The 12,630-nt window shown below is 73.0% G+C and carries 9 protein-coding genes; 4 read left to right on the top strand and 5 right to left on the bottom strand.

Annotation, left to right across the window (positions count from 1 at the left end; translation table 11 throughout):
- Window positions 1-67: 67 nt before the first annotated feature.
- Window positions 68-1,318, bottom strand: a complete 1,251-nt coding sequence (locus ABH926_RS37495) for an MFS transporter (RefSeq protein ID WP_370370712.1) — start codon at window positions 1,316-1,318, stop codon at window positions 68-70.
- 131 nt (window positions 1,319-1,449) lie between these two features.
- On the opposite strand from ABH926_RS37495, the gene ABH926_RS37490 reads away from it, so the two are divergent.
- The gene (locus tag ABH926_RS37490; protein WP_370370711.1) at window positions 1,450-2,373 is read left to right on the top strand and encodes a LysR family transcriptional regulator; all 924 of its coding nucleotides are present in this window, start codon (window positions 1,450-1,452) and stop codon (window positions 2,371-2,373) included.
- Between the two features lie 92 nt (window positions 2,374-2,465).
- On the opposite strand, the gene ABH926_RS37485 is transcribed toward ABH926_RS37490, so the two are convergent.
- Window positions 2,466-3,317, bottom strand: coding sequence for a DegV family protein (locus tag ABH926_RS37485; protein WP_370370710.1), 852 nt, complete (start codon window positions 3,315-3,317; stop codon window positions 2,466-2,468).
- A gap of 121 nt (window positions 3,318-3,438) precedes the next feature.
- On the opposite strand from ABH926_RS37485, the gene ABH926_RS37480 reads away from it, so the two are divergent.
- Window positions 3,439-3,861 (top strand): Rid family hydrolase, encoded by a 423-nt coding sequence (locus ABH926_RS37480; RefSeq protein WP_370370709.1) that lies wholly within the window; start codon window positions 3,439-3,441, stop codon window positions 3,859-3,861.
- A gap of 1,528 nt (window positions 3,862-5,389) precedes the next feature.
- On the opposite strand, the gene ABH926_RS37475 is transcribed toward ABH926_RS37480, so the two are convergent.
- Both ABH926_RS37475 and ABH926_RS37470 read right to left on the bottom strand, forming a co-directional pair.
- A complete protein-coding gene (locus ABH926_RS37475; RefSeq protein WP_370370754.1) occupies window positions 5,390-6,088 on the bottom strand; it encodes a response regulator in 699 nt (232 codons plus the stop codon).
- Window positions 6,088-8,784: an ATP-binding protein gene (locus ABH926_RS37470; protein ID WP_370370708.1), complete on the bottom strand. Its 2,697-nt coding sequence runs from the start codon at window positions 8,782-8,784 to the stop codon at window positions 6,088-6,090. Before ABH926_RS37470 ends, ABH926_RS37475 begins: the two co-directional genes overlap by 1 nt.
- Before the next feature lie 248 nt (window positions 8,785-9,032).
- On the opposite strand from ABH926_RS37470, the gene ABH926_RS37465 reads away from it, so the two are divergent.
- Both ABH926_RS37465 and lysA read left to right on the top strand, forming a co-directional pair.
- Entirely contained in the window at window positions 9,033-9,416 is a 384-nt protein-coding gene (locus ABH926_RS37465; protein WP_370370707.1) for an SAV_915 family protein, read from the top strand.
- Between the two features lie 68 nt (window positions 9,417-9,484).
- Window positions 9,485-10,843, top strand: coding sequence for a diaminopimelate decarboxylase (gene lysA, locus ABH926_RS37460; protein WP_370370706.1), 1,359 nt, complete (start codon window positions 9,485-9,487; stop codon window positions 10,841-10,843).
- 58 nt (window positions 10,844-10,901) lie between these two features.
- Here the strand turns inward: lysA and ABH926_RS37455 are convergent, their stop codons facing one another.
- Window positions 10,902-12,542, bottom strand: coding sequence for an amidohydrolase (locus tag ABH926_RS37455; protein ID WP_370370705.1), 1,641 nt, complete (start codon window positions 12,540-12,542; stop codon window positions 10,902-10,904).
- Between the last annotated feature and the right edge of the window lie 88 nt (window positions 12,543-12,630).

Genomic DNA, 12,630 nt, shown 5'->3' with positions numbered 1-12,630 from the left:
CGCGGTTCGCGGTTCGAGGGCCCGGTGCCGGTCGCTGTGAGCGGCCGGCACCGGGCCTTTTCGCTGATCAGCTTGTCGCTGCCAGCGCCTCGGCCCGCGCGCCACGCGGCAGCAGCAGCGGCGAGGCCAGCAGCAGCGCCCCGGCCAGGCCGAGGCCGAAGCGCGGGCTGGTGGCCGCGGCGATCAGGCCCCACAGCGCGGTGGCCGCCGCGATGCTCGCCTTGCTGGTGATCGACCAGGCGGACAGGATCCGCGTGACGTTGTCGGGGCCGGCCTGCTCCAGGCGGTGGGTCGCCAGGACCGGGTTGTAGACGCTGATGGTGGTGATCAGGCCCAGCTCCACCACGATCACCAGGAGCAGCCCGGGCAGTCCCGGGCCCACCAAGGGCAGGCCCAGCGGCCAGACGGCGCGCAGCGTGCCGGCGGTGCGCAGGACGGCGGCGCGGCCGTACCGGGCGACCAGGCGCGGGGCCAGGCGGGAGCCCAGCAGGCCGCCGAGACAGGGGACGGCGAAGGCCAGGCCGTACTCCCACGGCGCGAAGCCGAGACGGCCGAGCATCAGGACGTTGAGCAGCGGTTCGCCGGCCATGATCAGCGCGTTGACCATGGCGCTGTTCAGGAACAGGGGGCGCAGGGCCGGGTTGCCGAAGATGTGGCGCCAGCCCGTGGCGAGGTCGGCCATGCGCAGCCCGCTGGAGCGGTCGCGGGTCCCGACCACTTCCCGGTCCGCCCCGATCGCGCGGATCCCCAGCGCCGACAGCAGATAGCTCACCGCGTCCGCCACCACCGTGGCCACCGGCCCCAGCAGCGCGAACACCGCCCCGCCCAGCGGCGGCCCGATTACGATCGAGGACCACTGCGCCGACTCGAACCGGCCGTTGGCCGCCAGCAGGTCCTCGCGCGGAAGCAGCGACCTCAGATAGGCGCCGCTGGCCGCCGTGAACGTGATGTCCGCCGCCCCGACCACCACCGACACCGCCAGCAGTTGCGCGAAACTGAGCACCCCGAAGCCGTATGCGACCGGGATCGTCAGCATCGCCCCGAACCGCAGCAGGTCCATGGCCATCATCACCGGCCGCTTGCGCCGGAACTCCACCCACGGCCCCAGCGGCACCGCCACCAGCGCCCCGACCGCCGCGCCGGACGCCGACAGTGCCGCGACCTGCGCCGGGCCGGAGTGCAGCACCCTGATGAGGATCAGCGAGAAGGCGTTGAAGGCGAAGTAGGTTCCCAGGGTGCTGATCGTGTAGGCCGACCACAGCCAGGCGAACGGCCGCCCCAGCCGTCGCCTGCCGGTCTCCTTCGATCCGTCTGCCATCCGCGCGCCCCTTCCGCCACTCCACAACCATCGGCTGACCCAGGCATCCAATCGGGGAGCAGAATCCCTGGTCAAACAACCAAAAGGGCCATCGGCCACAACGGTGCGTTGTGTCGCTAGGCTGAGCGACCATGGACCTCGAAGCAGTGCGCACCTTCGTCGCCGCCGCGGACACCGGACGGTTTCAGGACGCCGCGAACGACCTCGCGGTCACCCAGCAGGCGGTGTCCAAGCGCATCGCCGGCCTGGAGAAGGAACTCGCGGTGCGCCTGTTCACCCGTACGGCGCGCGGCGCCCAGCTCACCATCGACGGCCAGGCGTTCCTGCCGCACGCCAGGGCCCTGATGCAGGCCGAGGAGCGGGCGATCGCCTCGGTGCGTCCCGGGCGGCGCGCGCTGAGGGTCGACGTCATCACCATGCGCAGCGCGATGTCGGCACTGCTGCGCGGGTTCCACGAGGCGCGCCCGGAGGTGGAACTGGACGTGGTCACCCTGTTCGACGCCGACGCGGCGCTGGCGGCCGTGCAGGCCGGGACCATCGACGCCACGTTCCGGTACGTCGCGCCGACGCGCCGCCTGCCGCCCGGCGTCGAGGCCGCCCGGGTCCTCGACGAGCGGCTGGACCTGCTGGTCGGCCCGCGGCATCCGCTGGCTGGAGCCCGGACCGTGACCCTCGCGCAGCTGGTCGGGCACCGCATCTGGATTCCCGGGCTGGTTCCCGGCGTCGAGTGGGCCCTGTACTACGACGAGCTGGTGGCCGAGTTCGGACTGTCCATCGACGGCATAGGGCCGCACTTCGGCAGCGACCACCTCATGGACGTCGTCGCAGAGTCCTCCGACGTCGCCTCGCTGGTCGGCGAGAAGCCGCGCCTGGCCTGGTCCGACGGCCATGACCTGCGCCGCATCCCGGTGGTCGGCCCGACGCTGGTGTATCCGCACTCACTCGTTTGGCGGACCGAGAACGCCCATCCGGCCTTGGCGATGCTGCGCAAGCACATCGCGGCCACGGGGGAGCCGGCGGGGGCTGCCGGGTCGTGGACGCCGGCAGGAGCCTGAGCGCGGCCGACCGCTCGAACGCCTGACTGCCCGAAGGCCCGACTGCTCGAACGCCTGACTGCCCGAAGGCCCGACTGCCCGAACGCCACGCCTCAGCGCGGTGCGACGACCACCCCGAGCACGCCGGGCCCGACATGCGCGCCGATGACCGCGCCGACCTCGCACACGGTCACGCCGGTCAGGCCCGGCAGCCGGTCGCGCAGGCGGGCGGCCAGGGCCTCGGCCCGCTCGGCGGCGTCGAGGTGCTGGACGGCGATCTCGACCGAGCCGCCGTCGCCGCCGGCCCGCTCGACCGCGATCTCCTCCAGGCGCGCGATGGCCTTGGCGGAGGTGCGCACCTTCTCCAGCGGCTCCACGCGGCCGTCGGCCATGTGCAGCAGCGGCTTCATCGCCAGGGCCGAGCCGAGCAGGGCCCGGGCCGAGCCGATGCGTCCCCCGCGCCGCAGGTACTCCAGGGTGTGGACGTAGAAGAACGCGGAGGCCGTCGCCGAGCGCTTGGCGGCGATGTCGGCCACCGCGTCCAGGTCGTGCCCGCCGTCCCGGCCGGCCTCGGCCGCCGCCAGCACGGCGAAGCCCAGGGCCATCCCGATGGTGCGGCTGTCCAGGACCCGGACCGGGATCGGCGCGTCCTTCGCGGCCAGCTCCGCCGACTCCAGCGTCGCCGACAGCTCGGCGGAGATGTGCAGCGACACCACGCCCTCGGCCCCGGCCTCGGCGGCGGCCCGGTAGGCGGCGGCGAAGTCCTCCGGCGACGGTCGCGACGTGGTGGCCGTCTCGTGCGCCCGCAGGGCCGCCACCAGCAGCTCGCCGGTCGCGGGATCGGCCTCGCTGTGCGGGGCGCCGCGCACGATCACCTCCAGCGGGACCGCCGTGATCCCCTGCGCCGCCGCCACCTCCGCGGACAGGCAGGCCGTGGAGTCGGTGACGAGCGCGATGCGGGGCATAAGGCCGAGGTTATAGGGAGGTGGCGTCAGGGCAAATGGGCGGGAGCCGGAACGGGGGACAGGGCGGTCGGCGTCACATAATCAACTGCCGCACATGCCCCCGCCCGCCACAATGCGTTCCATGACGCACGACACGCACGGCGACAAGCTCACTCTCCTCAACCCGCCGGGACTGCACCCCACCTCCGGCTACGCCCACGTCACCATCGCCCCCGCGGGCCGCACCGCCCACCTGGCCGGCTTGTGCCCCCTGGACGCCGACGAGCACGTGGTCGGCCCCGGCCTGGACGCGCAGATCGACCAGGTGGTCGCGAACGGCCTGGCGGTGCTGGCGGCCGCCGGCGCACGGCCGGAGGACGTGGTGCGCTCGGTGGTCTACGTGGTCAGCGACCAGAGCGGGGTGCTGGCAGCCGCCTGGGAGCGCCTCACCGCGTCGGCGCTCGGGCCCGCGTTCCGGACGGCGGGCACGCTTCTCGGGGTCGCCGCGCTCGGGTATGGCGGGCAGCTGGTGGAGGTGGATCTGACGGCCGCGCTGGAAGGCTGAGGCAGGGGCCGGACCGGAGCGCGGTGATGGCGGGCAAGGCAAGAGCCCGGCGCTTAGCACGCCGGGCTCTGTGTCTTCGGTGTCAACTGTGTCGCTGTGTCAGCCGATATCACCGCCGAGCGAATCGCCTGACCAGCACCAGCCCGCCGGCCACCAGCACCAGCCCGCCCGAGGCGGCGCCGGCCAGCAGCGGTGTCGACATGCCGGTGAAGGCCAGGCCGCCGTGCTTGACGCAGTCGCCTGACTTGCCGGTTGAGCCGCAGCAGTGGCTGTTGCCCGTCGCCGAGTGGCCCGAGCAGCATCCCGCCGAGTGCGGTCCGCAGCATGCGGTCGATCCGGCGCCGCTACCCGAGCAGCACCCTGGCGCATGCGGTCCGCAGCAGTCACTCGCCGAGCCTGCCCCGGCCGAGCAACACTCGGGCGCATGCGGTCCGCAGCAGCCATTCGCCGAGCCTGCCCCGGCCGAGCAACACTCGGGCGCATGCGGTCCGCAGCAGCCATTCGCCGAGCCTGCCCCGGCCGGGCAGCACCCTGGCGCATGCGGTCCGCAGCAGTCACTCGCCGAGCCTGCCCCGGCCGGGCAGCACCCTGGCGCATGCGGTCCGCAGCAGCCATTCGCCGAGCCTGCCCCGGCCGAGCAGCACCCTGGCGCATGCGGTCCGCAGCAGTCACTCGCCGAGCCTGCCCCGGCCGAGCAACACCCTGGCGCATGCGGTCCGCAGCAGTCACTCGCCGAGCCCGCCTTGCCCGGGCAGCAATCGCGGCCGCCCTTGCCAGCTCCGCAGCAGTTCCCTTCCGACCCGGGGTCGCCCAGACAACCGTGCGCGATCGGGGCCTTCCCCGGGTCCCCGGACGCCGGGTCCGGCGGGTCCACGGGGTCGGCCGGGTGCAGGGGCGGCGGCGGGACGAACGTCGGCGGGTGCGGCGGCCGTCCGGAAGCCGGCTTCGGCGCCAGCGGCGCATGGAAGACCGGGAGGCGCGGCGGGGGCGGGGGAGGGGGCATGAAGCCGTCGTAGTGCAGGGGGACCGTGCGCAGCAGAGTGCCTTCGCTGGGGACGGTCGCCGTCGTGCGGACGATCAGGGTGCGGAAGCCGACCGCCGCGGTGACCACCGCCGTGCACTGCACAGACTCGTCCGGTTCCAGGGACAGGTGCCCGTTCTGGCCGGCCCGGCAGGTCACCGGTAGGGGCCGCGGGTCCAGGTCCTTGAGGCTGATGGTGATATCGCGCAGGTCGGCCTCACCGGGGGTGTCGGCCAGGGCGATGTGCACCGTGTGCTTGGTGCCGACCAGGAGGCGCTGGTCCTGGCCGTCCATCGTGGCGGTCAGGGTCATGCCCGCGCCGCCGCCGGCGGACGCCGGGGTGGTGGCGGCGAGCGTCGGGGCCAGGCTGAGACCGACCGCCAGCAGTAATCGCAAAGTGCGCATGCTTCCAGATATGGGAAGCATGGCTCTGCGTTATGTCCGGCGCGCCGTCAGTTCCCACCGATGGACCACTCTTCGACCGGGCGTCCACTGATCCGATGGTCCTCAGGGCTGGAAGCGGTAGCCCATCCCCGGCTCCGTCAGCAGGTGCGCCGGCCGCGACGGCTCGCGCTCGAGCTTGCGGCGCAGCTTCGTGAAGTGGAACCGCAGCAGCGGCGTGTCGTTCTCGTAGCCGTGGCCCCACACCTCGGTGAGCAGCTGCCGGGCCGAGACCAGGCGTCCGGCGTTCTTCAGCAGCACCTCGACGATGCCCCACTCGGTGGGCGTCAGGTGCACCGTCGGCGGCACCGTCTCCGGCGCCTCCGGCACCCGGGTGATGGTGTGCGAGGCCACGTCCACGTCGAAGTCCCCGACCCGCTGCACCGCGGTCTTGGGCGCGTTGCGGTCGGCGTGCCGGCGCGCCACCCGCAGCCGGGCCAGCAGCTCCTCCATCGAGAACGGCTTGGTCAGGTAGTCGTCGGCGCCGGCGTCCAGGGCCTCGACCTTGTCCGAGGCGTCGGCGCGGCCGGAGAGCACCACGATCGGCACCTCCGTCCAGCCCCGCAGCCCCTTGATCACCTCGGCGCCGTCCAGGTCCGGCAGACCCAGGTCCAGCACCACCAGGTCGGGCAGCGTGCGCGCGGCGATGGCCAGCGCCGAGGTGCCGTCGACGGCGGTGACCACCTCGTACTTGCGGGCGGTCAGGTTGATCCGCAGCGCGCGCAGCAGCTGCGGTTCGTCGTCGACCACCAGGACCTTGATCATCATCGGGCGGGCTCCTCAGCAGCGATGCCGGCGGCGGTGTCAACGTCCGTGGCGGTGTCCGTGGCGGTGTCCACGGCGGTGTCCACGGCAGTGCCCGTGACGCCGCCGGAGTCATCCTCGTCCCCGGCCATACCCGCGGCCGGCAGCGAAACCACCATCGTCATCCCCCCGCCGGGCGTCTCCTCGGGCGTCAGCGTGCCGCCCATGGCCTCCACCAGCCCTCGCGACAATGCCAATCCCAGGCCCACGCCGGTGGTGTTGTCCCGGTCCCCGAGACGCTGGAACGGCGTGAAGATCCGCTCCCAGTCCTCCGGCCGGATCCCCGGCCCGCGGTCGGTCACCCGCAGCTCCACCCGCCCCGCCAGCTCCGAGGCGGTGAGCAGCACCGGCTTGACCGCCGAGCCGTGCTTGAGGGCGTTGCCGATCAGGTTCGCCACGGCCCGCTCCAGCAGCACCGGGTCCGCCAGCACGTCCGGCACCGCGGACAGCGGCCCGAAGTGCACCTTCGACCGGTCCTCGATGCCCAGGCTGTCCAGCGCCATCACCGCGACGTCCTCCACGGCCACGTCCTCCAGCCGCAGGTTCAGCGCCCCGGCCTGCAGCCGGCTCATGTCCAGCAGGTTCTCCACCAGGCGTGAGAGCCGGTCCAGCGACTCCTCGGCGCCGGCCAGCAGCTCGGCCCGGTCCTGCTCGGACCACTCCACCGTGGTGTCGCGCAGCGAGGCCACCGACAGCTTGGCCGCGGCCAGCGGCGTGCGCAGGTCGTGCGAGACCGCGGCCAGCAGCGCCGTGCGCATCTTGTCCGCGGCCGCCAGCGGCACCGCCTCGGCCGCCTGCCGGGCCAGCCGCGAGCGCTCCAGGGCCACCGCCGCCTGCGCCGCGAACGCGGTCAGCACGTGCTGGTCGGCGGCCGGCAGCGCGCGCCCGCGCAGCACCAGCATCGCGTCCGGGCCGGCCTGCACCACCACGTCGCCCTCGCCGGGCGCCCGGCACGGCATCGTGCCGCTGCCGGAGGTCGCCGCGACGATCCGCCACGCCTCCGGGTCGTCGGCCTCGTCCGGCAGCACCGGGATGCTGGGGTCGACCCGCTCCAGCAGCGCCACCGACTCCATGCCGAACGTCTCCCGGAACCGGCCGAGCAGCGCCCCGATGGCCTCGTCGCCCCGCAGCACCGAGCGCGCCAGCTCCGAGAGCGTCTCGGCCTCCGCCGAGGCCTTCCCGGCCCGCCGCTCCTGCCGCGAGGCGAAGTCCACCACCGAGGCCACGATCAGCGCCACCAGCGCGAACACCACCAGCGCGACGATGTTCTGCGGGTCGTTGATGGTCAGCCGGTACAGCGGCCGGATGAAGTAGTAGTTCAGCAGCAGCGAGGCCGTCAGCGAGGCGAAGAACGCCGAGAGCAGACCGCCCAGCCGCGCCACCGCGACCACCCCGGCCAGGAAGATCAGCACCTGGTTGGTCAGGTTCAGCTCCGAGCGCAGACTCGCCAGGATCATGGTCAGCACGATCGGCACGACCAGCCCGGCCACCGGCCCCCACCAGCGCGGCCCGGTCTCCGGCTGCCGTGCCACCCGCTTGATCCAGGCCAGCCGGCTCTGCTCGGCCGCCGAACGCTCGTGGGTGACCATGTGCACGTCGATGTCGCCGGACTGCTGCACCACGGTCTCGCCGATGCCGTAGCCGCCCAGGAACCGCTCCAGCCGGCCCCGCCGCGACACCCCGACCACCAGCTGCGTGGCGTTCTCGGCGCGCGCGAACTGCAGCAGCGCGTTGGGGATGTCGTCGCCGACCACCGAGTGGAACGTGCCGCCCAGGGACTCCACCAGCTCCCGCTGCTCGGCCAGCAGCGCCGGCGAGGCGCCGGTCAGGCCGTCGGAGCGGGCCACGTGCACGGCCAGCAGGTCCGAGCCCTTGGCGCCGAGCCGCTGCGCGATGCGCGCGCCGCGCCGGATGAGCGTGGAGCCCTCCGGGCCGCCGGTCAGCGCGACCACGACCCGCTCCCGGGTCTCCCAGACCTTGTCGATGCCGTGCTGGTCGCGGTAGTGCTGCAGCGCCTCGTCGACCCGGCCGGCCACCCACAGCAGGGCGAGCTCGCGCAGCGCGCCGAGGTTGCCGGGGCGGAAGTAGTTGGACAGCGCGGCGTCGATCTTCTCCGGCTTGTAGATGTTGCCGTGCGCCATCCGGCGGCGCAGGGCCTCCGGCGCCATGTCGATCAGCTCGATCTGGTCCGCCGAGCGCACCACCTCGTCCGGCACCGTCTCGCGCTGCGGGACCCCGGTGATCTTCTGGACGACGTCGTTCAGCGACTCCAGGTGCTGGACGTTGACCGAGGCTATGACGTCGATCCCGGCGGCCAGCAGGTCCTCGACGTCCTGCCAGCGCTTGGGGTTGCGCGACCCGGGGATGTTGGTGTGCGCGAGCTCGTCGATCAGCACCACCGACGGCCGCCGCTCCAGGACGGCGTCGATGTCCATCTCCTCGAACTCCGAGCCCCGGTACTCCATTCGGCGGCGCGGCACGATCTCCAGCCCGTCCAGCATGGCCTGGGTGTGCGGCCGGTCATGGGTCTCCACGAAGCCCACGACGACGTCGCCGCCCCGCTCGGCGCGCCGCTGGGCCTCGTCGAGCATGTGGTACGTCTTGCCCACGCCGGGGGCGGCGCCAAGGTAGACGCGCAGCTTGCCGCGAGCGCTCATCGCGCCGCCATTCCTGTCTCCACAGCCACGCACTGATCGTCCCACGTGCGCGAATGACTGGATAACCGCCGGCGTTTGCATCTCGTTTGCGATTGGCCGCCGGACCAGCATCGTGACCGGTTTCACAAGGTCCGCTTGCGGGCCGTGGGCGTTCGGGCCGGCTCCGCTTGGGTGGTGTTGGCGCCTCTGCCCGGGGCGGATTCAGGCTCCTACTTTCGGAAGGGAAGAGCGGAAAGAAGGAGCACACCATGGACACCACCGTTCTGGAGCCCGACCAACGCACCGCCGACAACCGGCTGGTGCTGGTCCCCGTCCGGGCCGGGCGCTGCGGGTCGGTCGCCGTGCGGACCGGGCGTCTGCCCGATGGACAGCGGGTCGGACTCGCGTTCAGCACCTCGGCGGCGTTGGCCGCGGTGTTCGGTGCCGACCAGGCCTGGATCTCGCTGAACCCGGCGATGGCGCGGCGGATGCTGGCCGAGGCCGGTGCCGCCGAGATGCGGGTCGACGCGGTGCCGTTCGCTCCGACCGCGGTCGCCGTCGCGCCCAAGCCGCTGGTCGCGCTGCAGACGATCCTCCCGGCGCGCCGCCGTGCCGGCGCTCGCATCCGTCTGGCGGCTCGCCATGCTCAGTGAACATCACTCCACCGATTCCGCGCCGCACGTCTGGTACTGCGGCTGCCCCGACGACGATTGCGACTGCGATGAAGAACCAGGTGCGGGTATCCAGCACGACGACGCCGTGGCCGCTGACCACGACGATGACCCCTTCTTCAGCCACTGCCGCCGATGAGGGCGATCTGGCGGTCGGCGGCGTCCGCCTGGCGGAGATCGCGGCGACCTACGGGACCCCGGCCTACGTCCTGGACGAGGCCGACGTCCGGGCCAGGGCCCGCGCCTATCGTGCCGCTCTGCCCGAAGCTGAGATCGCCTATGCCGGCAAGGCGTTCCTCTGCCGCGCGATGATCGGGTGGATCCAGGCCGAGGGCCTGTCGCTGGACGTCTGCTCCGGCGGCGAGCTCGCGCTGGCCCGGCATGTCGGGTTCCCCGCCGAGCGGATCGTGTTGCACGGCAACGCCAAGACGCCGCGCGATGTGCAGGACGCGCTGGCCTACGGCGTCGGGCGCGTCGTCGTGGACTCGACCTACGAGATCACGCAGCTCGCGGTCGCCGCGCATCCGGGGCGTCCGCAGAAGGTGCTGATCCGGGTCACACCCGGCGTGGACGCGCACACCCACGCGGCCGTGGCCACCGGTATCGAGGACCAGAAGTTCGGCTTCTCGCTGTCCGCCGGCGCGGCGGCCGACGCGGTCCGCCAAGTCCTGCACTGGCAGCTCACCGAGCGCCCCGCGCTGGAACTGGCCGGTCTGCACTGCCATCTCGGCAGCCAGATCACCTCCGTGGACGTCTTCGCCGAGGCCGCGCGGCGCCTGATCGCGCTGATGGCGTGGATCCGCGACGAGTACGGCGTCGTCCTGCCCGAACTCGACCTCGGCGGCGGCCACGCGGTCGGTTACTGCGACGGCGACCCGGACTTCGACCTGGAGCAGTACGCGCGCACCGTCCGCGCCGTGATCGCCAAAGCCTGCCGCCAGCATCGGCTGCCGGTGCCGAGGCTGACCGTCGAACCCGGCCGCGCGATCGTGGCCCGCGCCGGCGTGACGCTCTACCGGGTCCTGACCATGAAGCGCAACCCCGGCATCCGGACCTTCGTGGCGGTCGACGGCGGCATGAGCGACAACCCGCGCCCCGCGCTCTACGGCTCGGCCTACACCGCGCGCCTCATCGGCCGTGCCACCACCGCCGCATCGGAGCCGATGACCGTGGTCGGCCGGCACTGCGAGGCCGGCGACGTCATCGCGCGCGACCTGCCGCTGCCGTCCGATCTGCGGCCCGGCGACCTGCTCGCGGTGCCGTGCACCGGGGCGTACCAGCACTCGATGGCCTCGACGTACAACCAGGTCTGCCGGCCGCCGGTGATCGCGGTGCGCGACGGTGTCGCCAGGGTGCTGATACGGCGCGAGACGCTGGAGGATCTGCAGGCGCGCGATGTGAGTCTGTGATGACTTTCCGGCGAGTGCGAGGGCGAGCGAGTGCGAGGACATCGGCGCCGCCCTCGCGTCAGCGCGGCGCGAACGGCTCCGCCTCGTACACGACCTTCCCGCCGACCACGGTCAACACCGACTCCAGGTCGGCCATCTCCGCCTCGGGCACGCTGAAGTAGTCCGCCGACAGCACCGCGAAGTCGGCGAGCATCCCCGGCTCCAGCGTCCCGCGCCGCCGCTGCTCGCCGGTGAACCAGGCGCTTCCCTCGGTGAACAGCCGCAGCGCCAGCGTCCGGTCCAGGCGGTCCTCCGGCCGCCACATCTCCAGCCCGCCGAGCGTCGTCCCCGTCGTGAACCACCGCAGCGCGTTCCACGGGTTCGCGTCGGCCATCCACGTGCCGTCCGTCCCGCCGCCGACCGGCACGCCGCGCGTCAGCATCTCCATCACCGGCTGCGCGCGGCGGGCCGCCTCGGGGCCGTAGCGCTGCGAGAACTGCTCGCCCCGGTAGGCCATCCGGTGCTGCACCGTGATGCCGCCGCCGAGCGCCGCCACCCGGTCGATCGTCTCCGGCGCGATGGTCTCGGCGTGCTCCACGGCCCAGCGCAGGCCGTCGAACGGGATGTCGTGGTCCACCGTCTCCAGCACTCCGAGGAACCGCTGGATCGTCTCGTCGTAGGTGGCGTGGAAGCTGAACGGCCACCGCCGCTCCACCAGCAGCCGCACCACCGGCTCCAGGTGCCGCCCCAGGGCCGCGGACAGCTCGGGGCGGGGTTGGGCGAAGTTGGCGAAGTCCACGCCCTCCAGCGTCAGCGCCTCGCCGACGCCGTTGAACCACAGCAGGTCGTCGCCGCCGAGGGTCAGGCCGTCCATCAGCGCGGCGAGCTCGTCGCGCTCCGAACCCGGCTCGGTGGCGAAGACGTTCAGCGCCGTCCGCACCGGCAGCCGGTTCTGGTCACGCAGCGTCCGCAGCGCGCCGTAGCAGTCCGGGAACCCGGTCGCCCCGGCGTCGATCGCGCCGGTCACCCCGCGCCGGCTCAGCTCCTGCAGGAACCGGTGCGTGGAGTTCAGCCGCTCCTCCGGCCCCAGCCGCGGCGCCCCGAGCACGGCCAGCGCCAGCACCGCCGGGCTGGGCTTGGCGATCAGCAGCCCGGTGGGGTTCCCGTCCCGGTCGCGCTGGATCTCGCCGCCCGGCGGGTCCGGGGTGGTCTTGTCGTAGCCCAGGGCCCGCAGCGCCGCTTGATTCAGGAAAGCTCCGGTGTCCAGGAAGACCACCAGGACCGGGACGTCCTGCGACACCGATTCGATCTCCGCCGGGGTGGGCAGGCGGTGCTCGGCGAACTGGGCCTGCGACCAGCCGCCGATCACCTGGACCCACTGGCCCGGGGCGGCCTCGGCGGCGCGGACCGCGAGCAGGCGCAGGGCGTCGGCCAGGGACGGCACGCCGTCCCAGCGGACCTGCAGGTTCCAGGAGTTGCCGGCGTCGGCCAGGTGCAGGTGGGAGTCGTGCAGGCCCGGGACGACGACCCGGCCGGCCAGGTCGATCACCTCGGTGCCCGGGCCCAGCAGCGCGGCGGTCTCGCGGTCGTCCCCGGCCGCCGCGACCCGGTCGCCGGCCACGGCCAGCGAGGAGACCACCGTGTCGGCGGCGTCCAGGGTGTGGATGCGGCCGCCGCGCAGGATCAGGTCGGCGTGGCGGATCACCGGTATGTCGCTCACTTCACGGATAGTAAGCGCGCGATTACCACGCCGCACGTTTGGGGGGTGTGCGCATCCACAGCCTGCGCGTTTGCATACCGCTTGCGGG

The organism is Catenulispora sp. GP43 (genome assembly GCF_041260665.1).
In the GTDB taxonomy this organism is placed as follows: domain Bacteria; phylum Actinomycetota; class Actinomycetes; order Streptomycetales; family Catenulisporaceae; genus Catenulispora.
This window is presented reverse-complemented; position numbering and strand designations above follow the sequence as displayed.

What these genes read in the sequence shown, in the direction of transcription:
- ABH926_RS37485 (WP_370370710.1), bottom strand. Translation starts at nt 3,317, where the DNA reads ATGCCCCGCATCGCGCTCGTCACCGACTCCACGGCCTGCCTGTCCGCG.
- lysA (WP_370370706.1), top strand. Translation starts at nt 9,485, where the DNA reads ATGAAGAACCAGGTGCGGGTATCCAGCACGACGACGCCGTGGCCGCTG.
- ABH926_RS37475 (WP_370370754.1), bottom strand. Translation starts at nt 6,088, where the DNA reads ATGATCAAGGTCCTGGTGGTCGACGACGAACCGCAGCTGCTGCGCGCG.
- ABH926_RS37480 (WP_370370709.1), top strand. Translation starts at nt 3,439, where the DNA reads ATGACGCACGACACGCACGGCGACAAGCTCACTCTCCTCAACCCGCCG.
- ABH926_RS37490 (WP_370370711.1), top strand. Translation starts at nt 1,450, where the DNA reads ATGGACCTCGAAGCAGTGCGCACCTTCGTCGCCGCCGCGGACACCGGA.
- ABH926_RS37495 (WP_370370712.1), bottom strand. Translation starts at nt 1,318, where the DNA reads ATGGCAGACGGATCGAAGGAGACCGGCAGGCGACGGCTGGGGCGGCCG.
- ABH926_RS37470 (WP_370370708.1), bottom strand. Translation starts at nt 8,784, where the DNA reads ATGAGCGCTCGCGGCAAGCTGCGCGTCTACCTTGGCGCCGCCCCCGGC.
- ABH926_RS37465 (WP_370370707.1), top strand. Translation starts at nt 9,033, where the DNA reads ATGGACACCACCGTTCTGGAGCCCGACCAACGCACCGCCGACAACCGG.